At 66.8% G+C, this 26,771-nt stretch carries 30 protein-coding genes; 16 read left to right on the forward strand and 14 right to left on the reverse strand.

The genetic code is table 11. The features are described 5' to 3' along the window. Positions 1 to 71: 71 nt before the first annotated feature. Together recO and parC are read left to right on the forward strand one after the other, a co-directional pair. Positions 72 to 794: a DNA repair protein RecO gene (gene recO / locus M5E06_RS07275; RefSeq protein WP_252137679.1), complete on the forward strand. Its 723-nt coding sequence runs from the start codon at positions 72 to 74 to the stop codon at positions 792 to 794. Between the two features lie 20 nt (positions 795 to 814). Then, positions 815 to 3,040, forward strand: a complete 2,226-nt coding sequence (gene parC, locus M5E06_RS07280; RefSeq protein WP_252137680.1) for a DNA topoisomerase IV subunit A — start codon at positions 815 to 817, stop codon at positions 3,038 to 3,040. Between the two features lie 152 nt (positions 3,041 to 3,192). Here the strand turns inward: parC and M5E06_RS07285 are convergent, their stop codons facing one another. Genes M5E06_RS07285 through M5E06_RS07300 form a run of 4 tightly spaced genes read right to left on the reverse strand, consistent with a single transcriptional unit; the run spans position 3,193 to position 6,482 of the window. Next, positions 3,193 to 4,179, reverse strand: a complete 987-nt coding sequence (locus tag M5E06_RS07285; RefSeq protein ID WP_252137681.1) for a MotE family protein — start codon at positions 4,177 to 4,179, stop codon at positions 3,193 to 3,195. Further along, positions 4,176 to 4,829, reverse strand: coding sequence for a DUF6468 domain-containing protein (locus tag M5E06_RS07290; RefSeq protein ID WP_252137682.1), 654 nt, complete (start codon positions 4,827 to 4,829; stop codon positions 4,176 to 4,178). The genes M5E06_RS07285 and M5E06_RS07290 overlap by 4 nt, the downstream gene beginning before the upstream one ends. Beyond that, the gene (gene fliM / locus M5E06_RS07295; protein WP_085089732.1) at positions 4,826 to 5,899 is read right to left on the reverse strand and encodes a flagellar motor switch protein FliM; all 1,074 of its coding nucleotides are present in this window, start codon (positions 5,897 to 5,899) and stop codon (positions 4,826 to 4,828) included. The genes M5E06_RS07290 and fliM overlap by 4 nt, the downstream gene beginning before the upstream one ends. A gap of 28 nt (positions 5,900 to 5,927) precedes the next feature. Beyond that, the gene (locus M5E06_RS07300; protein ID WP_252137683.1) at positions 5,928 to 6,482 is read right to left on the reverse strand and encodes a flagellar basal body-associated FliL family protein; all 555 of its coding nucleotides are present in this window, start codon (positions 6,480 to 6,482) and stop codon (positions 5,928 to 5,930) included. Between the two features lie 488 nt (positions 6,483 to 6,970). Between M5E06_RS07300 and flgF the strand changes: the two genes are divergently transcribed. The 4 genes from flgF to flgH are packed head-to-tail and all read left to right on the forward strand — an operon-like array spanning position 6,971 to position 10,110. Further along, on the forward strand, positions 6,971 to 7,693 hold the full coding sequence (gene flgF / locus M5E06_RS07305; RefSeq protein WP_252137684.1) for a flagellar basal-body rod protein FlgF: 723 nt from the start codon (positions 6,971 to 6,973) through the stop codon (positions 7,691 to 7,693). A gap of 31 nt (positions 7,694 to 7,724) precedes the next feature. Further along, positions 7,725 to 8,510: a flagellar basal-body rod protein FlgG gene (gene flgG / locus M5E06_RS07310; RefSeq protein ID WP_085089735.1), complete on the forward strand. Its 786-nt coding sequence runs from the start codon at positions 7,725 to 7,727 to the stop codon at positions 8,508 to 8,510. A gap of 48 nt (positions 8,511 to 8,558) precedes the next feature. After that, positions 8,559 to 9,332, forward strand: a complete 774-nt coding sequence (gene flgA, locus M5E06_RS07315; protein WP_252137685.1) for a flagellar basal body P-ring formation chaperone FlgA — start codon at positions 8,559 to 8,561, stop codon at positions 9,330 to 9,332. A gap of 13 nt (positions 9,333 to 9,345) precedes the next feature. Further along, a complete protein-coding gene (gene flgH / locus M5E06_RS07320) occupies positions 9,346 to 10,110 on the forward strand; it encodes a flagellar basal body L-ring protein FlgH (RefSeq protein WP_199232072.1) in 765 nt (254 codons plus the stop codon). 214 nt (positions 10,111 to 10,324) lie between these two features. Here flgH and M5E06_RS07325 read toward each other — a convergent pair whose 3' ends face one another. The 3 genes from M5E06_RS07325 to M5E06_RS07335 form a co-directional block, all read right to left on the reverse strand. Then, complete coding sequence (locus M5E06_RS07325; RefSeq protein WP_252137686.1) at positions 10,325 to 10,516, reverse strand: hypothetical protein; 192 nt, start codon at positions 10,514 to 10,516, stop codon at positions 10,325 to 10,327. 205 nt (positions 10,517 to 10,721) lie between these two features. Continuing rightward, complete coding sequence (locus tag M5E06_RS07330) at positions 10,722 to 10,886, reverse strand: hypothetical protein (protein ID WP_252137687.1); 165 nt, start codon at positions 10,884 to 10,886, stop codon at positions 10,722 to 10,724. 86 nt (positions 10,887 to 10,972) lie between these two features. Next, positions 10,973 to 11,119 carry a DUF1289 domain-containing protein gene (locus M5E06_RS07335; RefSeq protein WP_252137688.1) on the reverse strand — a complete coding sequence of 49 codons (147 nt, stop codon included), beginning with the start codon at positions 11,117 to 11,119 and terminating at the stop codon, positions 10,973 to 10,975. A gap of 324 nt (positions 11,120 to 11,443) precedes the next feature. Between M5E06_RS07335 and M5E06_RS07340 the strand changes: the two genes are divergently transcribed. Then, positions 11,444 to 12,409, forward strand: a complete 966-nt coding sequence (locus M5E06_RS07340) for an ATP-grasp domain-containing protein (protein ID WP_252137689.1) — start codon at positions 11,444 to 11,446, stop codon at positions 12,407 to 12,409. Between the two features lie 4 nt (positions 12,410 to 12,413). Here M5E06_RS07340 and M5E06_RS07345 read toward each other — a convergent pair whose 3' ends face one another. Both M5E06_RS07345 and M5E06_RS07350 read right to left on the reverse strand, forming a co-directional pair. Then, the gene (locus M5E06_RS07345; protein ID WP_109149881.1) at positions 12,414 to 12,632 is read right to left on the reverse strand and encodes a DUF6494 family protein; all 219 of its coding nucleotides are present in this window, start codon (positions 12,630 to 12,632) and stop codon (positions 12,414 to 12,416) included. 86 nt (positions 12,633 to 12,718) lie between these two features. Continuing rightward, positions 12,719 to 12,976: a helix-turn-helix transcriptional regulator gene (locus tag M5E06_RS07350; protein WP_252137690.1), complete on the reverse strand. Its 258-nt coding sequence runs from the start codon at positions 12,974 to 12,976 to the stop codon at positions 12,719 to 12,721. Positions 12,977 to 13,102: 126 nt separating this feature from the next. Between M5E06_RS07350 and ybaL the strand changes: the two genes are divergently transcribed. Then, the gene (gene ybaL, locus M5E06_RS07355; RefSeq protein WP_252137691.1) at positions 13,103 to 14,800 is read left to right on the forward strand and encodes a YbaL family putative K(+) efflux transporter; all 1,698 of its coding nucleotides are present in this window, start codon (positions 13,103 to 13,105) and stop codon (positions 14,798 to 14,800) included. Positions 14,801 to 14,928: 128 nt separating this feature from the next. On the opposite strand, the gene dksA is transcribed toward ybaL, so the two are convergent. Both dksA and M5E06_RS07365 read right to left on the reverse strand, forming a co-directional pair. After that, a complete protein-coding gene (dksA, locus tag M5E06_RS07360; protein ID WP_012974451.1) occupies positions 14,929 to 15,348 on the reverse strand; it encodes an RNA polymerase-binding protein DksA in 420 nt (139 codons plus the stop codon). A 256-nt stretch (positions 15,349 to 15,604) separates the two neighbouring features. Beyond that, complete coding sequence (locus M5E06_RS07365; protein ID WP_109073789.1) at positions 15,605 to 16,030, reverse strand: flagellar assembly protein FliX; 426 nt, start codon at positions 16,028 to 16,030, stop codon at positions 15,605 to 15,607. A 230-nt stretch (positions 16,031 to 16,260) separates the two neighbouring features. Here M5E06_RS07365 and M5E06_RS07370 point away from each other — a divergent pair, with 230 nt between their 5' ends. The 6 genes from M5E06_RS07370 to sciP all read left to right on the forward strand — a co-directional run bounded on the left by M5E06_RS07370 (position 16,261) and on the right by sciP (position 21,797). Beyond that, on the forward strand, positions 16,261 to 17,403 hold the full coding sequence (locus M5E06_RS07370) for a flagellar basal body P-ring protein FlgI (RefSeq protein ID WP_252137692.1): 1,143 nt from the start codon (positions 16,261 to 16,263) through the stop codon (positions 17,401 to 17,403). Between the two features lie 5 nt (positions 17,404 to 17,408). Continuing rightward, the gene (locus tag M5E06_RS07375) at positions 17,409 to 17,780 is read left to right on the forward strand and encodes a rod-binding protein (protein ID WP_252137693.1); all 372 of its coding nucleotides are present in this window, start codon (positions 17,409 to 17,411) and stop codon (positions 17,778 to 17,780) included. Continuing rightward, on the forward strand, positions 17,773 to 18,282 hold the full coding sequence (locus M5E06_RS07380; RefSeq protein ID WP_149267690.1) for a flagellar basal-body protein: 510 nt from the start codon (positions 17,773 to 17,775) through the stop codon (positions 18,280 to 18,282). Before M5E06_RS07375 ends, M5E06_RS07380 begins: the two co-directional genes overlap by 8 nt. Positions 18,283 to 18,583: 301 nt before the next feature. Beyond that, positions 18,584 to 20,449, forward strand: coding sequence for a flagellar hook-length control protein FliK (locus M5E06_RS07385; protein WP_252137694.1), 1,866 nt, complete (start codon positions 18,584 to 18,586; stop codon positions 20,447 to 20,449). An 81-nt stretch (positions 20,450 to 20,530) separates the two neighbouring features. After that, positions 20,531 to 21,280, forward strand: coding sequence for a flagellar hook assembly protein FlgD (locus tag M5E06_RS07390; RefSeq protein ID WP_252137695.1), 750 nt, complete (start codon positions 20,531 to 20,533; stop codon positions 21,278 to 21,280). Between the two features lie 190 nt (positions 21,281 to 21,470). Then, entirely contained in the window at positions 21,471 to 21,797 is a 327-nt protein-coding gene (sciP, locus tag M5E06_RS07395) for a CtrA inhibitor SciP (protein WP_109073795.1), read from the forward strand. A gap of 91 nt (positions 21,798 to 21,888) precedes the next feature. Here sciP and M5E06_RS07400 read toward each other — a convergent pair whose 3' ends face one another. Further along, positions 21,889 to 22,482, reverse strand: a complete 594-nt coding sequence (locus M5E06_RS07400) for a TetR/AcrR family transcriptional regulator (protein ID WP_252137696.1) — start codon at positions 22,480 to 22,482, stop codon at positions 21,889 to 21,891. Between the two features lie 147 nt (positions 22,483 to 22,629). On the opposite strand from M5E06_RS07400, the gene M5E06_RS07405 reads away from it, so the two are divergent. Then, positions 22,630 to 23,073: a MaoC family dehydratase gene (locus M5E06_RS07405; protein WP_136704228.1), complete on the forward strand. Its 444-nt coding sequence runs from the start codon at positions 22,630 to 22,632 to the stop codon at positions 23,071 to 23,073. Positions 23,074 to 23,163: 90 nt separating this feature from the next. On the opposite strand, the gene M5E06_RS07410 is transcribed toward M5E06_RS07405, so the two are convergent. Together M5E06_RS07410 and M5E06_RS07415 are read right to left on the reverse strand one after the other, a co-directional pair. After that, positions 23,164 to 24,252, reverse strand: a complete 1,089-nt coding sequence (locus tag M5E06_RS07410; protein WP_109149873.1) for a TRAP transporter substrate-binding protein — start codon at positions 24,250 to 24,252, stop codon at positions 23,164 to 23,166. Positions 24,253 to 25,031: 779 nt separating this feature from the next. Continuing rightward, the gene (locus tag M5E06_RS07415) at positions 25,032 to 25,664 is read right to left on the reverse strand and encodes a rhomboid family intramembrane serine protease (protein ID WP_252137697.1); all 633 of its coding nucleotides are present in this window, start codon (positions 25,662 to 25,664) and stop codon (positions 25,032 to 25,034) included. Positions 25,665 to 25,939: 275 nt separating this feature from the next. Between M5E06_RS07415 and M5E06_RS07420 the strand changes: the two genes are divergently transcribed. Next, positions 25,940 to 26,737 (forward strand): oxepin-CoA hydrolase, alternative type, encoded by a 798-nt coding sequence (locus tag M5E06_RS07420; protein WP_252137698.1) that lies wholly within the window; start codon positions 25,940 to 25,942, stop codon positions 26,735 to 26,737. Positions 26,738 to 26,771 lie beyond the last annotated feature (34 nt).

Here is a 26,771-nt window from a genome sequence, read left to right on the forward strand (position 1 = left end):
GCCAAGGGTTCCATCCGCGAAATCTTTTCCTATATTAGGATAGCTCACCACCTCATCCGGGACCGGCACCGATGGATTGGTCCGATCAGGGAATCGTTCTGTCCGCCCGCCCCCAGGGGGAAGGGTCCGCCATCGCGACTCTGCTGACGCGCGAGCACGGTCGCCATGCCGGCATGGTGATGGGCGGCCGTTCGGTGCGCCAGCGCGGCACGCTGGAACCGGGGACGCTGGTCCACGCCCGCTGGCGCGGCCGGCTGCCGGAGCATCTCGGCCATTTCACGCTGGAGCCGGTGAAGGGCTATGCCGCCAACTTCTTCGACGACGCGCAAGCTCTGGCCGCGCTGATCAGCGCCTGCGCGCTGGTCGAGGCGGCCCTGCCGGAGCGGGAGGCGCACCCTGCCCTGTTCGACGGGTTGCTCGCCCTGTTCGACCTGCTCGACAACCCGGCCTGGGCCGAGAGCTATGTGCGGTGGGAGATCGGGTTGCTGGCGGAGCTTGGATTCGGCCTCGACCTCGACCGCTGCGCGGTGTCGGGGGCCAACGACTATCTCGCCTATGTCAGCCCGCGCACCGGCCGCGCGGTGACCGCGTCGGTGGGCGAGCCCTATCGCGACCGGCTGCTTCCCCTGCCCGACTTCCTGGCCGGGCGCGGCGGCGGCGGACCGGTGGCGGTGGCCGACGGGCTGCGGCTGACCGCGCATTTCCTGGAACGCCACGTGCTGAACGGGCCGCTGCCGCCCGCGCGTGAACGGTTGAGAGAACGTTACGCGAACGCGGTAGCGCGTTCCGCCTGAAACTGCTAGACCCCATCATCATGAAGCCGCAAAACCCCGCCTCCGAGATTCTGGAAAAGCCGCTGGCCGACGCGCTCGGCGAGCGGTATCTCAGCTACGCGCTGTCCACCATCATGTCCCGCTCGCTGCCCGACGTGCGCGACGGGCTGAAACCGGTGCACAGGCGGCTGCTGTTCGCCATGAGCCAGCTCCGGCTGGAGCCGACGACGCCGCCCAAGAAGTCGGCCCGCGTCGTCGGCGACGTGATCGGTAAGTTCCATCCGCACGGCGACACTTCCGTCTACGACGCGCTGGTGCGTCTGGCGCAGGATTTCTCCGTCCGCTATCCGCTGGTCGACGGCCAGGGCAATTTCGGCAACATCGACGGCGATAACGCCGCGGCGATGCGATACACCGAAGCCCGCCTGACCGAAGTCGCCAAGGCCCTGCTGGAGGGCATCGACGAGGACGCGGTCGATTTCCGCCCGACCTACGACGGCGACGGCGACGAGCCGGCGGTTCTGCCCGCCAACTTCCCCAATTTGCTGGCCAACGGGTCCAGCGGCATCGCCGTCGGCATGGCCACCAACATCCCGCCGCACAATGTCGGCGAGATCTGCGACGCGCTGCGCCACCTGATCAAGCACCGCGACGCCTCGATCGAGACGCTGGTCAACTTCATGCCCGGCCCGGATTTCCCCACCGGCGGCGTGCTGGTCGAGTCGCGACAGAATGTGATCGAAGCCTACCGCACCGGCCGCGGCGCCTTCCGCCTGCGCGCCCGCTGGGAGGTGGAGAAGCTGGGCCAGGGCACTTGGCAGATCGTCGTCACCGAGGTGCCCTATCAGGTGCAGAAGGCCCGGCTGGTAGAGAAGATCGCCGAACTGCTGCTGGCCAAGAAGCTGATCCTGCTGGAGGACGTCCGCGACGAATCGGCGGAGGACGTCCGCCTCGTCCTGGTGCCGAAGAGCCGGAACGTGGATCCCGAGGTGCTGATGGCCTCGCTGTTCCAGGCGACCGACCTGGAAATCCGCTTCTCGATGAACATGAACGTGCTGGGTGCGGATCATGTGCCGCGGGTGATGAACCTGCGCGAGGTGCTGCAGGCCTTCCTCGACCACCGGCACGAGGTGCTGGTCCGCCGGTCCAACCACCGGCTGAAGCAGATCGATCACCGGCTGGAGGTTCTCGGCGGCTATCTCGCCGCGTATCTGAACCTGGACGAGGTCATCCGCATCATCCGCGAGGAGGACGAGCCGAAGCAGGAGCTGATCCGCGCCTTCACCCTGACCGACGTGCAGGCCGACGCCATCCTCAACATGCGCCTGCGCAATCTGCGCAAGCTGGAGGAGATGGAGATCCGGCGCGAGCACGACGCCCTGACCAAGGAAAAGAACGGCCTGCTGGAGCTGCTGGGCGACGAGGCCCTGCGCTGGAAGCGGATCGCCGAGGGGGTCGCCGAGATCAAGAAGAAGTTCGGCGCCGGCGCGCTCGGCAAGCGTCGCACCGACGTGGCCGACGCCCCCGCCGTGATCGAGGTGCCGCTGGACGCGCTGGTGGAGCGCGAGCCGGTGACCGTCATCTGCTCCGCCAAGGGCTGGATCCGCACGGTGCGCGGCCATCTGACTGATGCCGAGGCGGAGGACGTGAAGTACAAGGACGGCGATTCGCGCGGCTTCGTCGAGCGGTGCGAGACGACCGACAAGCTTCTGGTCTTCGCCAGCAACGGCAAGTTCTTCACCATCGGCGTCGACAAGCTGCCGCGTGGCCGCGGCTTCGGCGAGCCGGTTCGGCTGATGATCGACCTCGGCAACGACGTCGACATCGTCGACCTGTTCCGCCACCAGCCCGGCCGCACCCTGATGGTGGTGTCGGAGGATGGCCGCGGCTTCCGCGTCGAGGAGGCGGAGGTGCTAGCCCAGACCCGCGCCGGCAAACAGGTGCTGAACCTGGAGGACGGCAAGTCGGCCCGCATCTGCCATCCGGTGAGCGGCGACACCGTCGCCATCATCGGCAACAATCGCAAGATGCTGGTCTTCCCGCTGGAACAGGTGCCGGTGATGACCCGCGGCAAGGGCGTCCAGCTTCAGAAGTACAAGGACGCCAGCGTTGCCGACGTGAAGACCTTCACGCTGGCCGAGGGCCTGAGCTGGAAGAACGGGGAGCGCAACTTCGTCGTCACCGACCTGACCGGCTGGATGGGCGACCGCGCCGGCCAGGGCAAGATGCCGCCGAACGGGTTCCCGAAGAACAATCGGTTCATGTGAGGTTGGGTGGGGTGCTCACGAGTGCCCCCTCCCTCCCCCGCCTTCGGCGGTAGAGGGTAGATTTGCAGGACGGCGGCAGTTCCCTCTCCCTCGAAGAGGGGGAGGGTTAGGGAGGGGGCACCGCAGCTAGACCCACCAAGTAAAACCGCCCCCTACTTCGGCGCCGTGACCGTCGCCGACAGCGGCACGCGGCGTTCGACCAGGGCCGAGGTGACCTCCTTGGCCTTGACCGGGTCCATGGCGGCCAGGATCGGAGCGGTCTTCTGTTCCTTCATCTTCTGGATGACGCCCAGCAGAACCGGCATGTCGAGCTCTTCGAAGATGCGGGCGGCTTCCTTCGGCTTCATCGTCTCATAGATCTTCACCAGGCTTTCCAACTGGGCCGACTGCTTCTCGTCACCCTGGGCCATCAGCTTCTGGATGTCGGCCTTCGTCTTCTCCATCTCCGCCACCTTCTGCTCGATCCGCTTCTCGGCGGCGGCCAGCAGGGCTTCGCGCTGCTCCATCTCCTTGGTGCGACGCTCGATCTCGGCGCGGCGCTCGGCGAAATGCTGCAGCAACTCCTGGTTGTCGATGGGGCCGAGCGGCGCCAGCGGCGCGTTGGCGGCCGGAGCATTGGCCGGGCCGCTCGCCCCGCCGGGCGCCGGCGGCGCGTCCTTGCCGGCCGGCTTCGTCGTGGCGGACGGCGGCTGACCCGGTGGCATCTGAGTGGGCGGCGTCGCCGGAGTGGAGCTTTGCGGCCCCTGGGCGAGGGTGACCGGGAAGTCCGGCAGGCGGGCGTCGTGGGTGGCGAGGCGCCACAGGTCGCCGACGCGCACGCCCAGCATCAGCACCGCCACGAAGATGGTCAGCGGCAGCAGACGGAAACGGGCACCGCGCACTCGGGCGCGCAGCCGCTCGGTCAGCGGCACGCGCGGTGACGCCGGCTTGCGCGCCTTGGCCTTCGCCTTGCTCTTCTTCGCCGAAGCCTTGGCCGGAACCTTGCCGGTTGCGGGACGCACCGCCGGCAGTTGCGCCTGCTGGGCGGCCAGCGTGGGCGAAGTGCGGACGCCGGTCGGCGCGGAGCCGGCCGGGCGGATCACGACCTTGGGTTCGCCGCCCGCCGACGCGGGCTTGCCGTCACTGGTGCGCATGGTCATCCAAGCCCCTTGCCGGCGTTCTCGATCGCCTGCAGCAGTTCACGTTCGGCCCTGGACAGGCTCTCGCCATCCCGGGTGATGGGGTCGCGCGCCTCGGCCGGCGGTTCGGCGCGGGCGACGGCGCGGCGCGGCGGCGCGTCCAGCCGGGCCGGCGGCGGGGCATGGTCGTCATGGTCGTGCTCGTCCTCGACCGGCAGGCTGCGCAGGGCCGGACGCGGCGCCACCAGCGGTGCCTTGGCGGGAGCGCGCGACGCCAGCGCCGGGGCCACCGCGGTGGAGCGGCCACCATCACGCCCACCATCACGGCCGCTGTCGCGCCGGCCACCATCACGGTCCCCGACATTGCCCAGCCGGTTGGCCAGCGCGTCGGCCGCCTCGATCATGAATTCCAGCTCGTCGCGCAGGGTCTGCGCCTTGTTCACCGTCCGCTGAAGGTCCTCGCCGGTGTCGCTGGCCGCCTTCTTCAGCGTGCGCACGCCGGTCTCCGCCCGCGCCATCGCGTCGTTCAGGCCCTGGATCAGTTCGGCCATCTCGCCGCGGCTCTCGCGCAGCGCGATGATCTGCCGGTTCAAGATGATCGCGTAGGCGATGGTCGCGGCCAGCAGGCCGACCATCACGACGTCGATGATGATGGAGACCAGCGGACTCATAGCCTCATGACCTCCTGCTTGGGCAGTTCCTTTTCCAGGCGGACGGCAATGTGCCCGCCCTTGCGCCCCATCCGCCCCTGGAACATCGACACGTCGCCGCAGCGCAGCTCTATCGCTCCGTCTGGGGTGGCGTTCAGCAGGATGCGGGTGCCGACGCGCCAGTTCAGCACGTCGTGCAGGGTCATCGTCACCTCGTCGAGCACGGCCGACAGATCGACGTCCGTCACCATCAGCTCCGAGGCCAAGTGGGTTTCCCAGATCGAGTCACGGCCGAACTTCTCGCCCATGAACATCTGGAGCAGCAGCTCACGCACCGGCTCCAGCGTCGCGTAGGGGATCATCAGCTCCAACCGGCCGCCGCGATCCTCCATGTCGATGCGCAGCTTGACCAACACCGCCGCGTTTGCGGGCCGCGCGATGGTGGCGAAGCGCGGGTTGGTCTCCAGCCGGTCGAAGCGGAAGGTGACGGGCGACAGCGGATCGAAGGCGGCGGACAGGTCGGACAGCACCACATGGACCATGCGTTCCACGAGGTTGCGTTCGATGGTGGTGTAGGGACGGCCTTCGATGCGCATCGCCGCCGTGCCGCGCCGGCCGCCCAGCAGCACGTCGACGATCGAATAGATCAGGGCGGAGTCGACGACCATCAGGCCGTAATTGTCCCATTCCTCCGCCTTGAACACCGACAGCATCGCCGGCAGCGGGATGGAGTTCAGGTAATCGCCGAAACGAACCGAGGAAATCTGGTCGAGGCTGACTTCGACGTTGTCGGAAGTGAAATTGCGCAAGGACGTGGACATCATGCGGACGAGGCGGTCGAAGACCACCTCCAGCATGGGCAGGCGTTCGTAGTTGACCAGCGCCGAGTTGACCAGCGCCATGATGCCGGAGTTGTCGCCGTCGCCGGCGCCACCCTGGTCGAAGCCCAGCAGGCTGTCGATCTCGTCCTGGTTCAGGACGCGCGTCGAACCACCGCCGCCCATGTCACCGACGTCGCCGCTGTCCTCGGCCAATGCCGCCCATTCCGCGGCAAGCCGTTCCTCTTCGCTCAGTTCACCGGTGTCGCTCATCGGCCCTTATCCCCAGCTGACCGGGCCCTCACTGGACCAGCATTTCCTTGAACAGCACGTCCTTCACCTTCACCGGAAAAGCGGCGGCGGTGATGCGCAGAAGCAGTTCCTGGCGCAGCCGGTACATGCCGGCCGACCCACGCAGATCCTCCAGCCGCAATTCGCGCAGGTAGACCTGGAAGTTGTCGATGATGCGCGGCAGCACATGTTCCACCGCACCGACATCCTCCGGCTTCGACAGCTGGATGGAGATCTTGATCTTCAGGAAGGCCGGACGCTTGTTGCCGGTGTTCAGGTTCACCAGCATGTCCGGCAGATCGTAGAAGATGGGTGCCGCGTGCGGATCGGCCTTGCCGGCCTCCGCGCCATGTTCGCCCTCCGCGGCGGCGGCATGCTCCCCCTCCTCCGCCGGCTTTTCCTTCCCCAGCAGCCCGTCGAGCAGACCGGAGAAATAGACGCCGGCACCGGCGCCGATCAGCAGGACCAGGGGAAGAACGACGAACAGGACCAGCTTCTTGCCGCTGAATTTCTTCCGCGGCAGGCCGTCGGTCGAAAGTTCGCCGGCGTCGGTTTCGGCAGCCATGACATCCTGGGATCGTTCGAGGTGCGCAACGGCTCAGGCTTTCAACGCCTGACTAGGTCAAAGCTACTTTTGGGATAGTTAATAACTCCTTTCGAGTGGGGAATGGACCGCCCCGGACGGGCAGGTTTCCCCCCTCTGTCACCATTTCGGCACGGTTTTTGATTGGGTCTGCCCGGCACTCCGCGTCCGGAGTCCGACCGCGACCGCCCGCAATCCCCTTGGGACAGGCGGGGCCACGGTCCATCGCCCTGCCGCACCGACCCTGCGGCGGGAACGGGAGAGTCTTGCCCGGTCCAACCCGGCAAGGAACGCCCCTACCCCGGCAGATTCTGCCCGGCACCCCCTGCCCCATGCGGCGGGAACGCCCCCGTCTTGCCCGGACTCTGCGGATTTACAGCGCTTCCCGAAGTTGGCACGCCGCCTGCAATACCCTTTTCGCCGGTCGGACGCTGTCGCCCGATCCGTTCGCAAGGTGAAGAGGCCGCAAGATGGAAAATTCGATCTACGTCGCCCTGTCGCGCCAGATGGCGCTGCAACGCCAGCTGGACGTGACGTCGAACAACATCGCGAACATGAACACGACCGGCTACAAGAACCAGCGGATGATGTTCACCGAATTCCTGGAAAAGCCCGGCCTGCACGAGAAGGTCAGCTTCGTCCAGGACCGTGCGGTGGTGCGCGATCTCGCCAACGGCGCCATGACCCAGACCGGCAATCCGCTGGATCTGGCGCTGACCGGCCAGGGTTACTTCACCGTCGATACCGCCAGCGGCCCGCGATACACCCGCGCCGGCAATTTCCGCCTGAACGACCAGCGCCAGCTGGTGGATGCCGGCGGCCTGCCCGTCCTGGCCAACAACGGCCAGCCCATCACCATCCCGGCCGGCACCAGCGACGTGAAGGTCAGCGGCGACGGCACCGTCGCCACCGAACTGGGCCCGGTCGGCAAGCTGAACATCGTCACCTTCAAGAACGAGCAGCTGATGACCGAGGTCGGCAACGGCCTGTATGTCAGCGACGAGCAGCCGGAGCCGGCCCCGGTCGAAACGAAAGTGGCACAGGGCTTGCTTGAGGGTTCTAACGTGAAGCCCGTCGTCGAGATGACGCAGATGATCGAAATCCAGCGTCAGTACATGTCCGCCCAGCGGATGATCGAAAACGAGCACGAACGTATCCGCACGATGATCCAGCGTCTGGGCCGGACGGCCTGAACCAGACCGACGACGAGAGGAGAAGACCACAATGCGCAGCCTCGCCATCGGCGCCACCGGCATGATCGCCCAGCAGCTCAACGTCGAGACGATCTCCAACAATATCGCCAACTCGACCACCACCGGCTACAAGAAGCAGCGGGCCGAGTTCCAGGACCTGCTGTACCAGAATTTCCGCCGCATCGGCTCGACCTCGTCGGATGCCGGCACCGTGGTGCCGACCGGCGTGCAGGTGGGTGCCGGCGTGCGCGTCGCCGCTGTGGCCCGCGTGCTGGAACAGGGCAACCTGAACATCACCGACAACAAGCTGGATGTCGCGATCAACGGGTCGGGCTACTTCCAGGTGACGCTGCCCAGCGGCGACACCGCCTATACCCGCGCCGGCAACTTCAAGCTGTCGCCGGAAGGCATGATCGTCACCGCCGACGGTTATCCGGTCCAGCCGAACATCACCATCCCGACCGACGCCGTCGACATCTCGATCAACTCGTCGGGCGAGGTGCTGGTGAAGCTGGACGGCCAGACCGCCACCCAGAATGTCGGCCAGCTCCAGCTCGCCACCTTCGCCAACGCGGCCGGCCTCGAAGCCACCGGCGACAACCTGTTCCTGGAATCCGGCGCGTCGGGCCAGTCGGTGACTGGCAACCCCGGCGCCCCCGGCTTCGGCCGCGTCACCCAGGGCGCGCTGGAGACCTCCAACGTCAATGTGGTGCAGGAGATCACGACCCTGATCACCGCCCAGCGCGCCTACGAGATGAACTCCAAGGTCATCAAGACCACCGACGAGATGATGCAGCAGGCCAGCCAGATGAAGTAACGGCGCCACCGTCGTTTCGCTTCAGCCTTCACATCGGGAACCACCGCCATGATCCGCCACCTCGCCAACCGCCGTCTGCCCGCCCTGCTCCTCGGCGCCGCCCTGCTGACCCTTCCGGTCACGGTGCAGGCCGCCACGGTTGCGGCTCCGGCTGCCGGCATGGCGGCCCCGGCACCGGACGTGGTCTATGGCATGCCGCATGTCGAGGCGGTTCTGTCCGACGCACTGTCGCGGGTCATCACCGCCGGCCGGCTGCAGATGGAGCTGGACAACCGCGCGGTCGAACTGCGCGCTCCCCAGGGCGCTGGCGGGCTGGCGGTGGAAAACCTCTATTACAGCCCGGTCCAGGGCCGCTTCGCCGCCGAGATCGTGGTGACCGGCAGCCAGGTGCGCCTACCGGTGTCGGGCCGCGCCTTCGGGGTGGTGCAGATCCCGGTGCTGTCGCGCCGCGTCCTGCCCGGCGACATCATCGGCCCGGGCGACATCGACTGGCAGGACATGCGGGCCGACCAGACCACCAGCGACACCGCCGCCACCGACGCCCAACTGATCGGCATGACCCCGAAGCGCGGCGTGTCCACCAACCAGCCCGTCCGCCTGCGCGACCTGCAATCGCCGCGCATGGTCGACAAGGGCGCCATGGTCACCATCACCCTGCAGACGCCGTCCATGACGCTGACCACCCAGGGCAAGGCCCTGCAGGACGGCGGGAAGGGCGAGGTGATCCGCGTCGTGAACACCCAATCCAACCGCATCGTCGAAGCGACGGTCGCAGGCCCCAACGTCGTCGCCGTGGCAAAGCCCGGCACCATCGCGCAGTAAGGAGAAAGCTCCAATGTCCGCCACCATGACCGCCCGTCTGATCCGCCTCGCGATGGTCGCTGCCGCCGCCACCTCCCTGACCGCCTGCGGCGCCGCTTCGCGCATCGCCGACATCGGCAAGGCCCCGGAGATGTCCAGCATCCAGGATCCGCAGGCCAAGCCCGGCTACCAGCCGATCAGCCTGCCGATGCCGACCCCGCTGCCGACGGAGCGCAACCCGAACTCGCTGTGGCGGACCGGCGCGAAGGCCTTCTTCAAGGACCAGCGCGCGGCCAAGGTCGGCGATATCCTGACGATCAACATCTCCATCGCCGATCAGGCCAAGTTGTCGAACGAGAGCAAGCGGTCGCGCGCCAACACCGAGAAGGCCGGCATGCCGAGCCTGTTCGGCCTGGAAGGCGCCACGCTGAGCCGCGTCCTGCCGGCCGGCGCCTCGGCCTCCAGCCTGGTGGACCTGTCGAGCGACACGTCGAACGACGGCAAGGGGTCGGTGAACCGCAACGAGCAGATCGACCTGAAGGTGGCGGCGCTGGTGGTCCAGTCACTGCCCAACGGCAATCTGGTCATCCAGGGCCGCCAAGAGGTCCGCGTCAATTACGAGCTGCGCGACCTGCAAATCCACGGCGTGATCCGCCCGGAAGACATCACCGCGCAGAACACCATCAGCTACGAGAAGATCGCCGAAGCGCGCATCTCCTACGGCGGCCGCGGCCAGATCACCGACGTCCAGCAGCCGCGCTATGGCCAGCAGTTGTACGACATCATCATGCCGTTCTGAGGACGGCGGGTTTAACGGTTGAGGAGCGGGGCCATGGGGGAGTAGTTCCCCTGTGGCCCGACCGCGTTGCGGGTGATTACGAACTCCGGCATCGGCACCGATATCGGAAGCTCCCGCGATACGGGCGGGTCGGCAATTGCTGCCGCCCGGTGGGTTGTGCCGGGGCGATGTTGCCGGGCCGTCAATCCTGATGAGGGTGAAGCGCGGCTGCGGTTTAGCCTTCCAGCGACTGCTGCGATACCGCGGTGAACCCATCCATCACGCCGACCGCCATGTTGCCGCCGACGCGCCCCAAGGCCGGCCCGATAAGTTCGGTCGCGCGACGGTAAGCCTCGCGCTGGGCAACGCAGTCGATCAGATCAGCCGCGTTGGTGATGCTCTGGGACAAGGTGAGGTCGCTCGTCATTGTTCATCTCCTCGGACAAGCCAGGATCGGCAGGATGAGGATGACCATACGCACCGGCCCTTTGATCCGCTGTGGCGTGCTTCACGAACTTGGCCCGCGACCAATCCCTTTACAGAACGAATGCCGGTCCGGCGCCACCCCAAAAAGAAACGGCCCGGCCTCCCAGGGGGAGAGCCGGGCCGTCTCGCTTTGGGATGGTTGCCGCCTACTGGTAGCCGCCTTCGCGGGCGCGGTCCTTGGCGGCTTCCTCCTGGGCTTTCTCGGTGACGCGGCTGATCTTTCCGCCGCCGGCCTTGTCGGTGTCGGCAGGCTTCTGCGGCGATTCGCTGCGGCCGGCATCGGCCGGATTCCGGTTGGGCTGGTCGGCCATCTTGCTGCTCCTCGGTCGTTTTTCCGACTGGCGATGAGTGGGAAACAGCGTCGGCCGGAGATCGTCCCGGAAGAAGGCTGGCGGCCTCAGACGGCCGGGCGGGTGGTCTCACCGTCGTTATCGCTTTCGGTACGGTCCAGAGCGGCGTTGATCTGGTCCAGCGTGCGGCCGCAGCCGGTGCAGACGTCGCCGTCGATGGCACACATGCCCAGACAATCGGGATCGTCGCTCATGGCAGTGGGCTTTCCTTACGGTTGTCGGTGCGGATCCATCCCTATCGGAAAGCAAATTCCATCTCAAGCGTCCGGGTCGGAGGCATAGGCGGAATGGGTTGCGGTCGGGGTGTTTAGCGTATAAAGCATCCGCTCTTTCCACACCCTGCGAAGGTATGTATGCCAACGGCATTGCTGGTGTCCTGCGCGATGTATCGTCACGGCACCGCCAGAATGCCCGCCGCGCTGAAAGCAGCAGGATTTCGCGTCTTCGCGATCTGCCCCCAAAATTCTCTGCTCGAGTTCAGCGACCATGTCGACGGGCGGCACTCTTTCTCCCCGGGAATGTCGGTCGACGATCTGACGGTCACCGCCGCGCGTGCGGCGACGCAACTGGGTGCGAACATCGTCATCGGTTGCGAGGAAAGCGCGGTCAAGGTGCTCGGCTTGGCCGGCCGCCTTCTTGCGCAGGTGGCCGAGGACAGCGCCGACGCACACAAGCTGCGCTTACTCCAGGTTTGGTACGACGGCGTCTGCTGGGAAGAGACGCGCTCGCGTTGCGTCGAACTGGCGGCGGAAGCCGGCATTCGGACGCCACGTCAGGTCGTGGTCGATCCGCGGCGCACCGGTCCAAACGACCTGTCCGCCCTCGGCGCGCCGCTTCTGCTGAAATACGATGGCAGTACCGCCGGCCGCGGGGTTTTTCTCGCGTCCGACGCCCGGCATGCGTCCGAACTGCTGACGGGGTTGGAGCAGATGAGCGCCTTTCCGGCCGACCGGCGGGCCGTCGCGCAGGAGTTCGTGCGCGGACGGGCGGCTTCGGTGTCGTTCTGCGCGCTGGGCGGGCGGATGCTGGAGGGCTTCGCCTACATCACTCTGCAACACCAGCGGGAACCCTTCGGCCCGGCCTCGGTGATCGAACTGGCGGACCTGCCGCAGTTGATGGACATGGCCCGCCGGATGGTGGAACTGACGCGCTACTCCGGCTTCGGCGGCATCGACGCCATCCTGCCGGAGGATGGCGGCCCGCCCGTCTTCCTGGAGTTCAACGGCCGTCCGACCCAGACCACCCATCTCGGCAGTCTGGCGGGCAGCGACCTGTGCCGGGCGATGGCCTGCGCGCTGGACGGCCGGCCCCATGAAGGCGTGTTCGGACGGACCTCCGGCAAGACGGTTGCCCTGTTCCCGGCGGAATGGGCTCGCGATGCCAACAGCCGCTATCTGACCGCGGCCCACCATGACGTGCCTTGGAGCGAACGGCGGATGACCGCGGCGATCCTGAACATCACGCCGCAGCTGAATTCCGCCTGACCGGTCATTGCGGCGGCTGGTCCAGCGACAGTTCGCCGGTGACCTCGTGCGTCAGGTCGATGCCGTCGACCGTCAGCACCATACGGACCGGCAGTGACTTCATCCCGGCCAGCCGTCCTTCCGCCAGCGCGCGGCCGACGGCCAGTTCGATCTCCCGCTGGGAGGTGACACCGACCTGCTTGAGGAATTTGCGCAGGTCAAGGTTGAAGGTCTCGTTGTCCATGTCCGGCCTCCGGGTTGGGAACCGCTGTTTCGCCTGCCGTTCCGAACCCTCGGGGAGCGGGGTTGGTTCCATGGCCGGCCCTGCCCTTATTCGGACAACGTCTCGCCAGGATACAGCACGCCCGGTCCCCCGTCCTCACGCGCAACCAGCCGCAGGCCGGCGGCAGTGAAGGCCGCGGTCAGCAGGGTCTCCGTACTCCGGTGCAAAGCGTGACGGCCCTTTTCGAAGTCGCGGATGGTCCCGCGGGAGACCGTCGCCCGATCCGCCAGCTCCTCCTGCGTCCAGTCGAGAAAGCCGCGGGCCGCTCGGCACTGACCCGGAGTCAAAACACCCTTCGTAAGCATATTTTTTCTCCGAGAAAGCTTGGCCAGAAACGTTGAAGTTGACCATTTTCACCACAATATTGGCATTACCACCCCGGAATCCAAGTTCCATCCGCGCCCTTCCCCTGCCGCCGGAGACGCCGCCGCATGCCCCATCACGTTCCCCTGATCGCCACCATGGTGGCCGCCATCGTCCTGGCCTTCGTCTTCGGCGCCTTGGCCCACCGGCTGCGCCTGTCGCCGCTGGTGGGATATCTGCTGGCCGGCGTCGCCATCGGCCCCTTCACGCCGGGCTTCGTCGGCGACATGCAGTTGGCATCGCAGTTGGCGGAAATCGGGGTGATCCTGCTGATGTTCGGCGTGGGGCTGCATTTCTCGCTGAGCGACCTGATGAAGGTGAGGTCGATCGCCATTCCGGGCGCGGTGGTGCAGATCGCCATCGCCACAGCGATGGGATGGGGGCTGGCCCGCTTTCTCGGCTGGAATTTGGCGGCGGGGCTGGTATTCGGCCTGGCGCTGTCGGTGGCGAGCACGGTGGTGCTGCTGCGCGCGCTGGAGCAGTTGGACCTGTTCCGCACCGAACGGGGACGGATCGCCATCGGCTGGCTGATCGTCGAGGATCTGGCGATGGTGCTGGCGCTGGTGCTGTTGCCGCCGGTGGCCACCATGCTGGAAAGCGGCAGCGGGCTGGACGGCGAGGTGCTGTGGTCGCTGGCGCTGACGCTGGGCAAGGTCGCACTGTTCGTCGCCCTGATGCTGGTCGGCGGCCGGCGGATCGTGCCCTGGGTTCTGGACCGCATCGCCCGCACCGGCTCGCGCGAGCTGTTCACCCTGTGCGTCCTGGCGCTGGCGCTCGGCATCGCCTATGGCTCCGCTACCCTGTTCAGCGTGTCCTTCGCGTTGGGCGCCTTCTTCGCCGGGATGGTGCTGAACGAATCCGATCTCAGCCACCGGGCGGCGGAACAGACCCTGCCCCTGCAGGACGCCTTCGCCGTGCTGTTCTTCGTATCGGTCGGCATGCTGTTCGACCCCTCGGTGCTGACCCGGTCACCATGGGCGGTGCTGGCGACGTTGGCGATCATCCTGCTGGGGAAGTCGGCGGCGGCCTTCGGTCTCGTCCTGCTGTTCCGCTATCCGTTGCGCACGGCGGTGACGGTGGCGGTCAGTCTGGCGCAGATCGGCGAGTTCTCCTTCATTCTGGTCGCGCTTGGCATGCAACTGGGCATCCTGCCGGAAGAGGGCCAGGGGCTGATCCTGGCGGGCGCCCTGCTGTCGATCACCGCCAACCCGCTGCTGTTCGCAGCGGTCCAGCGCCTGTTCCCGGATGAGGCGGAGCCGCTGCCGCCGGCCGACACCGCGCCGGAACTCCGCGATTACCAAGCCTTGAGCGGCCATGTCATCGTCGTCGGCCATGGGCGGGTTGGCCGCTTCGTCACGCAGGCCCTTCAGGAGGTGCCCGCGGAGGAAGAGCGGCCGGTGGTGGTGATCGACCTGCAGCGCGAACGGGTGAAGACCCTGCAGGCGGCCGGCGTGCGTGCGGTCTACGGCAATGCAGCGGCGGCTGGAATTCTGGAGCGCGCCGGGGTGCAGGGAGCCTCGCTGCTGCTGGTCACCGTTCCCGATGCGCTGGAGGGTGGCGGCGTGGTGCAGCAGGCCCGGACACTGAATCCAACGATCGCCATCGCCGCCCGTGCCCACAGCGACGAGGCGGTGGCCCATCTCGACCGCACCGGCGCCGATGTCGTCTTCATGGGCGAACGCGAGATCGCGCGGCGGATGTTCGAATATGCCGGCCGCACCGATGGGGACGAGGCAAATGGAGCCGGACTGCTGGCAGCGACCTGAAAACAGCGAAAGCGCCGGTCAGGGACCGGCGCTTTCAAATCCGTCGGTGCAACTTCCGGCGATGCACACGCCCCTCCCCCGGCGACCGGCACCGGGAAGGCCGTGACCTGCCGAAAGACGGCGCGGCGTCAGTCGTCGCGCTGGGTCCGTTCCATCCGCTCGTGACGCTCCTGGGCCTCCAGGCTCAGCGTCGCGATCGGGCGGGCGTCCAGCCGGCGAACGGAGATGGGGTCGCCCGTCTCCTCGCAATAGCCGTAGCTGCCGTCGACCAGCCGCTCCAGCGCGGCGTCGATCTTGGAGATCAGCTTGCGTTCGCGGTCACGGGTGCGCAGCTCCAGCGCGCGGTCGGTCTCCGCCGAGGCGCGGTCGGCGATATCCGGTTCCTGGATACCGCCTTCCTGGAGGCTGTTCAGCGTGCCGGTTGATTCCGCAAGAAGCTCCGCGCGCCAGCGCAGCAGCTTCTGGCGGAAATACTCCCGCATGATCGGGTTCATGAACTCCTCGTCTTCCGACGGGGAATAGTTCTGGGGCAGAAGCGGCGACGTCATCCGAAAGCATCCAGCGAAAAAGGGGTGATCCGGGCGGCGCGGAGTATAGGCACGCCACGCCGGGACCGCAACCCATTGGTTCGCCCCTAAAACGACCAAACAAGCCATTGGAATAAAAAAGATTTGTCAGAGTGGCACATTGGCCGCGCCGTGCCGCTACCCCATCGGGGCATGGGACCATGGGTCTGGCCGCGCCCTGCCCCGCCTGACTGCCGGCTCACGGCAACGGGGCGTCGGCCCACCGGCTCGGGAAGGCTCAGGAAGTGAGCTTCGCCAGTTCGACCTGCGCCCGCAGGTCGATCTCGTCCAGAATTTCGGCCAGATTGGGATCGTCGACCTGGGCGCGGCGCGTCTGCACCACCTTCGCCAGATCGACCAGCTTCTGCATCGACAGGGTGCCAGACAGCAGGCCGTGCTGGATTTCCTCCAGCCGGTCGAGCATCTCCTCCGCCCGCATCTTGCCGCGCGAGGCGCGCGCGGTGGCGTCGTCGGTCGCATCGACCTCCTGCAAGGCCAGCACGCCCGAAACCCCGGCGGTGGCGGCGGTGCCGCTGACGCCGTGGGCCGAGCCCGCCTCCCCCACCAATTGCTTGGAGAACGCGGCGCCGGACGAGCCTTCGGACTTGCCGGTGCGGCGTACCGAACCGCTGCCGCGTATGTTACCGGAGCCTTCGACTTTCATGATCCGTGCAACCGTTTGCAGTAAAGGATTCGTAAACGCGCGCACTGTAGATGGACCAACCTTAACATCCGGTCAAGGTTTGCCGCAATCGGGCAAAATTTGCCGGTCGGCTGTGACCGAAAGGCGCCATCTTTGGGCCGTTTTTCAGGACAAGCACGGATTGCTGCCGTTTCCGTCGTCTGGCACGGCGTTTGTATAGGGATGGGCACGAGTTCAGGAGTGTCCGCGTCATGCTTCCCACCGCCCTTCGCCTTCTGCGCCGCCGTGCCGTTCTGGCCGTGCTGACCGCCCTGCTGGCGTTCGGTATCCCGGCCGCACCGGCATTGGCCGCATCCGCCCGTATCAAGGACATCGTGGATGTCGAGGGCGTGCGCGACAACATGCTGATCGGCTATGGCCTCGTGGTGGGTCTGAACGGCACCGGCGACAGCCTGAACAACTCTCCCTTCACCGAGCAGAGCCTGACCGGCATGCTGGAACGGATGGGCGTCAACACCCGCGGCACCAACCTGCGCACCAAGAACGTGGCGGCGGTGATGGTGACGGCGACGCTGGGCGCCTATGCGGCGCAGGGAACGCGCATCGACGTGACCGTGTCGGCGATGGGCGACTCCAAGAGCCTGCTGGGCGGCACCCTGCTGGTCACCCCGATGATGGGCGCCGACGGGGAGGTCTATGCCGTGGCGCAGGGGCCGATCGCGGTCTCGGGCTTCACCGCCCAGGGCCAGGGCGCCAGCGTGACCCGCGGCGTGCCGACCTCCGGCCGCATCTCTTCCGGCGCGATCGTGGAGCGGGAAATCCAGTTCTCGCTGGCCGAGCTGCCCGTGCTGCGGCTGTCCTTGCGCAATCCGGACTTCACCACCGCCCAGCGGGTGGCGACCGCCATCAACATCCAGCTGCGCGGCAACCGCGCCCAGGCGACCGACCCGGCCTCCGTCCTCATCAACGTGCCGGAGACGCGCCGCGGCGACGTGGTGGGGCTGGTGACGGAGATCGAACAGCTGCGCATCACCCCCGATCAGGTCGCCCGCGTGGTGGTCGACGAGAAATCGGGCGTCATCGTGATGGGCGAGAATGTCCGCATCTCCACCGTCGCCATCGCCCAGGGCAACCTGACCATCCGCATCACCGAAACCCCGCAGGTCAGCCAGCCCGGCCCCTTCAGCCAGGGCCAGACCGCAGTGGTGCCGCGCACCGACATCCAGGTCGACGAACAGTCCAACAACCGCCTCGCTGTGATGAATTCCGGGGTGACCCTGCAGGAGTTGGTACAATCCTTGAATGCGCTTGGGGTGGGTCCGCGGGACATGATCGCCATTCTCCAGTCGATCAAGGCCGCCGGAGCCCTGCAAGCCGAGATCGAGGTGATCTGATGTCCATGAGCCCCACCCTTTCCGCCGCTTCGGCCCCGCGCAGTTCCTCGCTTGTCGAGCGCGCCCAGGCCGCCGGATTCGGTGTGCGGACCCTGGCAAAGATTTCCGATCTGGAGGCCAAGACCGACCCGGCAAAGCTTGCCCAGCTGCGCAAGTCGGCCAACGAGTTCGAAAGCCAGTTCGTGTCGCAGATGCTGAGCCCGATGTTCGAGGGGATCCAGACCGACGAGACCTTCGGCGGCGGGCGCGGCGAGGAAATGTTCCGGCCGATGCTGGTCGAGCAGTTCGGCAAGCAGATCACCCAGCGCGGCGGCTTCGGCATCGCCAAGCAGGTTTACGCAGAGCTTCTTCGCGCCCAGGAGGCCAGCCATGGATAAGGTCGACGTCCGTTTCCCCCAGCCGGCCAAGCCGGCCGCCAACCTGCCGAAGAATGCGCAGGAACGCGCGGTGGCGCTGGTCGAGCTGATGGGCCGCCTGACCGCCCTGCTGGAGCGCGAGGCCGCCGCCGTCCGTGCCCGCCGCCCGGCCAAGGAGTTGGCGCAGATCGTCAAGGACAAGCAGCCGATGACGCTGGTCTATGAGGAGATCAGCCGCATGCTGCGCGTCGACCGCGAAGGGCTGATGGGTTTGCCGCAGGAGATGAAGACCGCGCTGAAGGATGCGACCGGCAAGCTCTATGCCGCCACCGCCGACAATGCGGAGGCCCTGCGCATCGGCGGCGAGGCGCAGAAGGTGATGGTCGACACCGTGGTCACCGTCATCACCCGCCAGCAAAAGGCGCCGACCACCGCCTATGCCGCCCACATGGGCGGGGGCCGCGGCTATTCCCCGCCGCCCAGCGGGCCGCGCACCTCGGCGGCGCTGAACACCCGTCTTTGATCCCAACCGCCTTCATCCGTGACTGCCGAGATTTTTCGGACGGCCGCCTCTCTCCACAGGGGCGGCCTTTTTCTTTGCGGGCCTTTGTCCTTGGGGGCCGGTTCCTTGGGATTGGGCCGCTGCGGCAAGAAAGACCCTACACCCGGCGGAAATTGCCGGTCCGGCCTGCATCATGCGGCGGGAACTGCCACCCCGCAGCGCATGAATGGCCCAATGGCGCGGAGTACCAACTGGCCCGCCTGTTGCATTGGTCTCTCCGCATCGCTGTCGGTGCGTTCCGCCGTCCCTGAGAGGCCGTTCCATGGAAGTCCAATCGAACAACATCGCCGCGTCCTTGTTCGACGGTCTCAGCCAGTCCCAGCAGACGCAGGGGACGGGGGCAAAAAACGACCTGTTTTCCAAGATGATGGACCGCATGCTGACCGACGCCGCCGCGCGCAAGCGCGAGCAGGCCGATGCGGCGGCACGCGATTCCGCCAAGGACGCCGCAAAGGACGCGGTCAAGGAGGCCAGCGACGCCCGTAAGGCGGAGGCCCAGCGCAAGCAACCGGTGCGCGCCGAACCGAAGCCGGACCTGACCCGCGAGCGCACGGCCCAGGCCGCCCGTCCGGCCACCGATGCCCTCGACACGGCCCCCGCTCCGGAACCGAAGACCGCCAAGGCCGACGACGACCGCAAGGTTCAGGCCGGGCAGGACGACCGCCGGCCGGCCAAAGCCGAAAAGCCGGCGAAGGATCCGAAGGCAGACGGGGCGAAGGCCGATCCCTCCAAGACTTCCGCAGCGAAGACGGACGACACCAAGACCGTGGCGGCCGACGAAGCCGCTGCGACTGAGGATGCCACCGCTTCAACTGAGGATGCCGGTCAGAGCGAAACCGCGTCGGCCGATGCCGCAGGCGACGGTGACCCGACCGCCACAACCGACGAACAGGCCCAGCCCGGCGACCAGTCCACCACAGAACAGCCTCCGGCCGCTCAGCCGGTGCCGCCGCTGCCGGTGCCGCAAGCCAGCGATCTGATCCTCGCCGGACTGATGCCGGCCGGACAGGCCGCGGCGAAGGATCCCACCGACGAGGCGGGCGCCGGCGCAGAAGACACTGCCAAGGCCGGAGCCGCGGCGACCGGCACGGCCGGCGCCCTCGATCCCGCCGCCCAGCTTGCCCAGGCGCAGGCTGCCGCTGCCGCTGCCGCTGCCGGCGCGACGGCGGGCGGACAGGCCGCCGGTGCCGACGTGGCCGCGAAGGCTGCCGGCAAGGGTGGTGCCGTGGATGGCGACGCCGCGAAGACCACGGACGCCTCCCAGGCCGACGCCCGCGCCGAAGCCCTGCCGAGCGACGAGGACGTCGCCCTGCCCGACCGCTTCGCCGACCTGCTGGCCGCAGCCAAGGCCAAGACGGGTGAAGCCAAGCAGAACGGCAAGCATGCCGGCAGCGAGGGCAGCGGCCGGAACGACGCCCAGCCCCAAACTCAGGCGATGCCGCAGCAGCCGGTTCCGCCGGCTCCGCCCGCCGTCCCGGTGGCGGAAGCCGTGACGTCCGCTGCGACGGGTACGGCCACCGCGGCGCTGGAGGGCATCGATGCGGCCGGCTCGGCCGGCGGGGCATCCGGCACGTCCACCGCCAGCCCGCACACCCACCCGGCCCTGGCCGCGATGGAAGGCGTCCACGGCGGCATTCCCGGCCTCGACCAGCCGCAGGCGACCGCGACGCTCCGCCCGTCGCGCGGCGCCGGCATGCCGATGGGCGTGCACGACCAGATCGCCGTCCACATCAAGAAGAATGTCGGCGACGAGGTCGACCAGTTCACCATCAACCTGCATCCGGCCGAGTTGGGCCGGATCGACATCAAGCTGGACATCGGTGCCGATGGCCGGGTCAACGCGATGGTCGCGGTGGAAAAGGCGCAGACCCTCGAACTTCTGCAGCGTGACAGCCGCAGCCTGGAACGCGCCTTGCAAGACGCCGGACTGCAGACGGACTCGAACAGCCTGAACTTCAGCCTGCGCGGCGAAGGCAACCCCTTCGCCGGCGACGGCCGGGGCGACGGCAAGAACGGTGGATCGGGTCGGCGCGGCCGCGGCTTCGGCGGGGGTGGCGACGATGACGTGACCGACAGCGCCGTCTACACGGCAACGCTCGGCAACGGGCGCGTCGACATCCGCGCCTGACGGCGACGCCGGCGGCCATCCCGCCTCAGCCCACCGTCACATGAGAGATATCGGCCGCAAGGCCAATGAAGGACGACCGCCATGACCACGACGACCAACACCACCAGCCCGACCCTGAACCAGTACGGCACCTATTCGGGTGGCCTGTCCACCGGGTCGAAGACGGCGTCCGAAACCGCCAAGACCCCGCAGACCGATGCCGACAAGACCGCGTCGGCGACCAAGGGCCTCGGTGACAATTTCCAGACGTTCCTCACCATGCTGACCACGCAGATGAAGAACCAGGACCCGCTGAAACCGCTCGACACCAACGACATGACCAAGCAGCTGGTCGATTTCGCCAACGTCGAGCAGAACATCGGCACCAACAGCCGGCTGGACAAGCTGGTTCAGCTGCAATCGGCCGGCACCGCGTCGACCAACCTCGCCTATCTTGGTCGCACCGTCGCCTTCGAGGGCGACAGCTTCCAGTACAGCCAGGGCATGGCCCAGGCGCCGCTGGGCTACGAGTTGGAAACCTCGGCCAAGTCGGTGCGCGTCGACATCCTGGATGCCAACGGCAACATCATCCGCTCGATGCCGGGCGAGACCACCGCCGGCACCAAGCATGCGGTCAGCTGGGACTTCAAGGACAACAACGGCCGTGCGGTGCAGCCCGGCACCTATCGCATGAACGTGGCGCCGGTGGCGGAGAACAAGAACGACACCATCAAGACCACCACCTACACCTTCGGCACCGTCGCCGGTATCGGCAGCAGCAAGGACGGCGAAACCGTGCTGAACATCGGCACCAGCGAAGTCCCGCTGTCGAAGCTGACCACCGTCTATTGATCGGGACTCGTTGCACATCCGGATTGTCGGTCCGCTTGCCGGACGGGGCGTCGCCACCGCCCCCATCCGTTCGGACAGGCAACTACCACCCGATAAAAAGTTAACCCTTTCGTTTAGGCATTTGTTAAGTGCCGGCGCCTACAGTACCCCGAAATCGTGGAATCCACAGTTTGGGTTGGAGCGTCCGCGCATGGCACTCATCGAACTCGACACCGGCGACGACTCTGCAGCCGGTGCATCGGTCATTGGTCCTGAGGGGCGTCCCATGACCGAAAACGACCTTCCCCCGCCCGACACCAAGCGTTGGGTGATGCGCCGCAAGGCGGAAGTGGTCGCCGGCGTCCGTTCGGGCCTGATCAGCCTGGAAGAGGCCTGCCGCCGCTATACCTTGTCGGTGGAGGAATTCCTGTCCTGGCAGCGGCTGATCGACAGCCACGGCATGCGCGGCCTGCGCGCCACCCGCCTGCAGGATTACCGCCCCGGCCAGCCCGTCCGCGACCGCATCGGCGCGGACTGAGGCAGCGCATACAGAGTCGACGAAGCGCCGCAGGGCTGACCTGCGGCGCTTCGTTGCGTTTGGGGCGATTGAGGCCGGGGGCATCCGTCGCCTATGGCCGCGCCTGCGCACACGCCGCGTCGATCAGCATCGCAGCCGCGCTTGCCACCGCGTCATTGGCCGGTCCCAAGTCCAGCACCCGCCCGGCTGCATAGGCGCCTTCCATCAGCAACTGCAATTGGGCGCACAGCCGGTCCGGATCGTCGGCTCCGGCCGCCACCGCCAACCTGTGCAGGCGGTCGCGGACCATCCGCTTGTGGGCCAAAGCCAGCGCACGGGCGGGGTTGGCGGGGTCGCGCAGTTCGGCGGCGGCGCTGGTGAAGGGGCAGCCCTGGAATTTCGGATGATCGATCCAGTGGGCCAGCGCCACGAAAAGCGCCTTCATCTGGGCGCGCGGATCGCCGGGATGGCGGGCCACCACTCGGTCCCACCACGCGCCATGCTGGGCGATGCTGCGTTCCAGATAGGCGCAGACCAGATCGTCCTTGGACGCGAAGTTCCGGTACAGGCTCATCTTCGCGACGCCGGATTTGGCGATGATCGTGTCGATGCCGACAGCGCGGATGCCCTCGCGATAGAACAGTTCCGCCGCCGTATCGAGAATCCGCTCCCGCGCCGGCTTCCTTGCGCTCGTCGCCTCTGACATTCCCACCCCATCCGTTCCGAACGGCCGGGTTCAAGCCCGCCGTTGACAATGATACAGACCTGTCTCTACCATCGCAACGAAGAGACAGGTCTGTATCATCGCCGGGCGATCCGGACCTGACCACCACAATGAACGGAGTTCCGGGGGATGCGCTATTTCGAGGATGTCACGGTGGGCGACCGCTTCACCGGCGGGCCGCTGACGGTCGAGGCGGCGGAGATCGTCGCCTATGCCGAGAAGTTCGACCCGCAGCCCTTCCACCTGGATCCCGATGCGGCGAAGGACACGCTGTTCCGCGGGCTGGCGGCCAGTGGCTGGCATACCGCCGGGATGACCATGCGGATGATCGTCGGCAGCGATGCCGAACTGGCGGGCGGCTATATCGGCATGGGTGTCGATTCCATCGGCTGGCCCCGCCCGACCCGGCCCGGCGACGTGCTGCGCATCGAGATGGAGGTGATGGAGGCCCGCCGCTCCGCCAAACGTCCCGACCAGGGCGTGCTGCGGGTGAAGACCACCACCTTCAACCAGAATGACGAGGTGGTGCAGACCATGATCGCCAACCTGCTGGCACCCGGCCGCCCCACCTGAAATAGCAAACACCTGAAAAAGAAAGCCCCCGCATCCGGGAGTGGATGCGGGGGCGGCAGTTTTTGCTCTCTCAGTCGCGGGTTTCTGCCGTCAGCGCTTCAGGCCGGCGGTGAAGGCGAAGTTGTCGAAGGAGTTCTCGGCCACCCGGAACCACAGATACTCGTCGTCGCGGAACTTCTTCCACGGCTCGTAGATCTTGGCGAACTTCGGGTTGGTCTTCGCCGTTTCCTCATACAGCTCGGTGGCGGCCTTGTAGCAGGCTTCCATCACGTCGCGTGGGAAGGGACGCAGCTGGGCGCCGCCGCCGACCAGACGCTTCAGCGCCGCCGGATTTTCGGCGTCGTACTTGGCGGCCATGGTCACGTTGGCTTCGAAGCAGGCGGCCTCCAGGACGGCCTTGTACTGCTTGGGCAGCTGTTCCCACTGCTGCTTGTTGACCAGCAGCGAGACGGTCAGACCACCTTCCCACCAGCCCGGATAGTAGTAGTACTTGGCGACCTTGTTGAAGCCGAGCTTCTCGTCGTCATAGGGGCCGATCCACTCGGCGGCGTCGATGGTGCCCTTTTCCAGCGACGGATAGATGTCGCCGCCGGCGATCTGCTGCGGCACGGTGCCCAGCTTGGCCAGAACCTGGCCGGCGAAGCCGCCGATGCGGAACTTCAGGCCCTTCAGGTCCTCGACGGTCTTGATCTCCTTGCGGAACCAGCCGCCCATCTGCACGCCGGTGTTGCCGGCCGGGAAATTCACGACGCCGTAGCCATCGAAGAACTCGCGCAGCAGCGCCATGCCGCCGCCATTGTAGATCCAGGCGTTCTGCTGGCGGGCGTTCAGGCCGAAGGGCACCGTCGCGTCGAAGGTGAAGGTCGGATCCTTGCCGACATAGTAATAGCTGGCGGTGTGGCCGCATTCGACCGTGCCGTTCTGCACCGCGTCCAGAACCTGCAGACCGGGGACGAGTTCACCGGCGGCGAAGGGACGGATCTGGAACTTGCCGTCGGTGGCCGCAGCGACGCGGGCGGCGATGGTGTCGGCGGCGCCGTAAATGGTGTCCAGGCTCTTGGGGAAGCTGGACGCCAGACGCCAATGGATCTCCGGCTGGGTCTGCGCGATGGCGGGGGCCGCGAGGGTGCTGGCGGCGACGCCGACACCGGCGGAGGTCAGGAAGGAACGACGCTTCATGAACGTTTCCTCATCGTTATGGCCATGGCGTCGGTTGAACGATGACGCCATTTGCCGAACAAAAGGCACTATGGTGCCTGAACAATTCTAAAAATCGCGATGGCTGTAGGACAATTCGTCAAAACGCATGGCTTCCATTCCCACCCTATTCCATCGCATGGAAAATACAGTGCGCAGGCGCGACTGAAACAGCGACAGAAGTCCGTCGACCTCTGCGGGATTTTCAAAGCAATGCATCGCCGGAAGAAACGAAGACTGGCGTCCGCTCCTGAGAGCATCCATCAGCCGCATCGATCAACCGCGGAACCGTCTTGCCGTCATCTGAATGGTTACGTGTACCGATGATATATGCGACGCGCGGAATAGCACCCACCCCTACTTTCGTTCATCCACACCAAGTCCGAGACACGCCATCGGCCGCGCCGCCTGCAATCGCTTCGTACGCACATAAAGGCGAGCGCACGCGATCGCATGCAACTTGCAGCTTCCAACGGGATGGGATGCTTGGCATGTTTGCCGCGCGGTCGGGGCGGTGGAACGGCCACCGCCCGCGCCGCACCAACGGAGGGCAAGAGGATGGACAAAATCCTCACTCTCCTGATCCTGCTGTTGCAGGTGGTCAAGCTGGTGCTTGAGTACCTGAACCGCTGATCGGGTCGGCGCGCCGGGGGTCACGACCTCGGCGCGCCTTCCCCGAAAATAGTGCTTTTTCACGCCGACGGCAACGCCTCACCCCAGCATGCGCTTCACGATCGGCGACGGGGGAGAATCGCGATCGCTCAAGGAACGCCAACCGGCCGGCCGTGCTTGGGATGCAGGCACAGCAACACGCCGCCCAACAGCAGTCCGGCCGCCAGCCCGCCCGCATGCGCCGCCCAGCCGACCTCGGCAAGCGGCGAGTCGGCTTTCAGCGGCACCAGCGTCATTGCCGCGTTCAACAGCGCGAAAACCAGGATCGCCCCCTGGACCAACCGCCGGGGCAAGCGTCGCGACAACAGCCCGAAGCGCGGCCGCATCCACAGGAAGGCGCCCATCAGCGCGCAGATCGCCCCACTCGCTCCGATCAACGGCGCCATCCGGTCGACGGCGAGCAGCCCCTCCATCAGCGCCGCTGCCACCATTCCAGTGAAGAACAGCGACAGATAGCGGAGATGCCCGGCCTCCCGCTCCACCACGTCGCCCAACAGCCACAGCACGGCCATGTTGGAGACCAGATGCGTCAGGTCGCCATGGATCAGCACATGCCCGAACAGCCCGCGCCACAGCGCACCGGTGGGCAGCGGCCCGGCCAGTTCGACCGTTCCAAAGAAATAGGCGGGGACGAAGGCGAAGGATTCCGGCGGCAACCGCAGGACGAAGGCCAGCACGCAGACAAGGATGACGGTGCGGTTGGCATAGGGCGGTAGGGGCACGACAGCGACCGGTCCAGTTCCTCCGCTCCGGCCACGCCGGTCCAGCGCCAGCGCCATCCCCTGCCCCCGCTGTTCGGTGCCGCCGCTTCGCGCGGCGATAAGTCTCACCCCAATGTAAGAATGGGTATTGGCGAAAAACAGCGGTTTTCTCCGCTGCTCAGGGTCCTCCTATACCGGTCGGACGGATTGGAGCGCCGGGCACCGGCTGGCACAGTGGCTCTACCACCCGGTGAGAGTCCCTTCGCCGGGCAATGACAAACGGGGAAGAAACGACCATGAACGAACGTCAGGATACCGGCAGCATGACGGTGGACCGCCAGGGGCGCGTCATGGTGCTGACCATGAGCGATACCGGCACCCGCAACGCGCTGGGCTTGAAGATGATGGCTGCCGGCCGCGACGCGCTGGACGAGGCGACGCACGATCCCGGCATCGGCGCCATCGTGCTGACCGGCGCAGACGGCGCCTTCAGCAGCGGCGGGCACCTGAACAACCTCTATCACCACGGCAGCCGCTCACGGTCGGAGAATCGTGACGGGATCGAACGTTTCCACGGCTGGGTCCGGGCGATGCGCGAATGCCCCAAGCCGATCATCGCCGCGGTGGAGGGGCCGGCCGCCGGCGCCGGCTTCTCGCTGGCGCTGGCCTGCGACCTGATCGTCGCGGCGGAGGATGCGCAGTTCCTGACCGCCTATGTCAGGGTCGGGCTGACCGCCGACGGCGGTGCCTCTGCCTCGCTTGCCCGCGCGCTGCCGCCGCAGCTTTATGCCGAACTGATGCTGACTGGCGGCCCAGTCGATTCGGCGCGCCTGCATGCCGCCGGCGTCGTCAACCGCGTCACCGCGCCGGGCCGGGCACTGGACGAGGCGACCGCCTGGGCGCAGACCATCGCCGAGGGGCCGGCCGGCGCCATGGGCCGGGCGAAGAAGTTGATGGAGCTGGCTTATGGCAGCTTCGCCACCCAGCTCGCTCGCGAAAGCGACCTGTTCGTCGAGGCCTTGCACCATGGCGAGGCGAAGGAGGGCATCACCGCCTTCTTCGAGAAACGCCGGCCGGTTTTCCACAAACGCTGAGGGATGCGAAGGGCCGGGCGTCGCGGATCGCGGC

This window comes from Azospirillum sp. A1-3 (assembly GCF_023806445.1).
GTDB lineage: Bacteria > Pseudomonadota > Alphaproteobacteria > Azospirillales > Azospirillaceae > Azospirillum.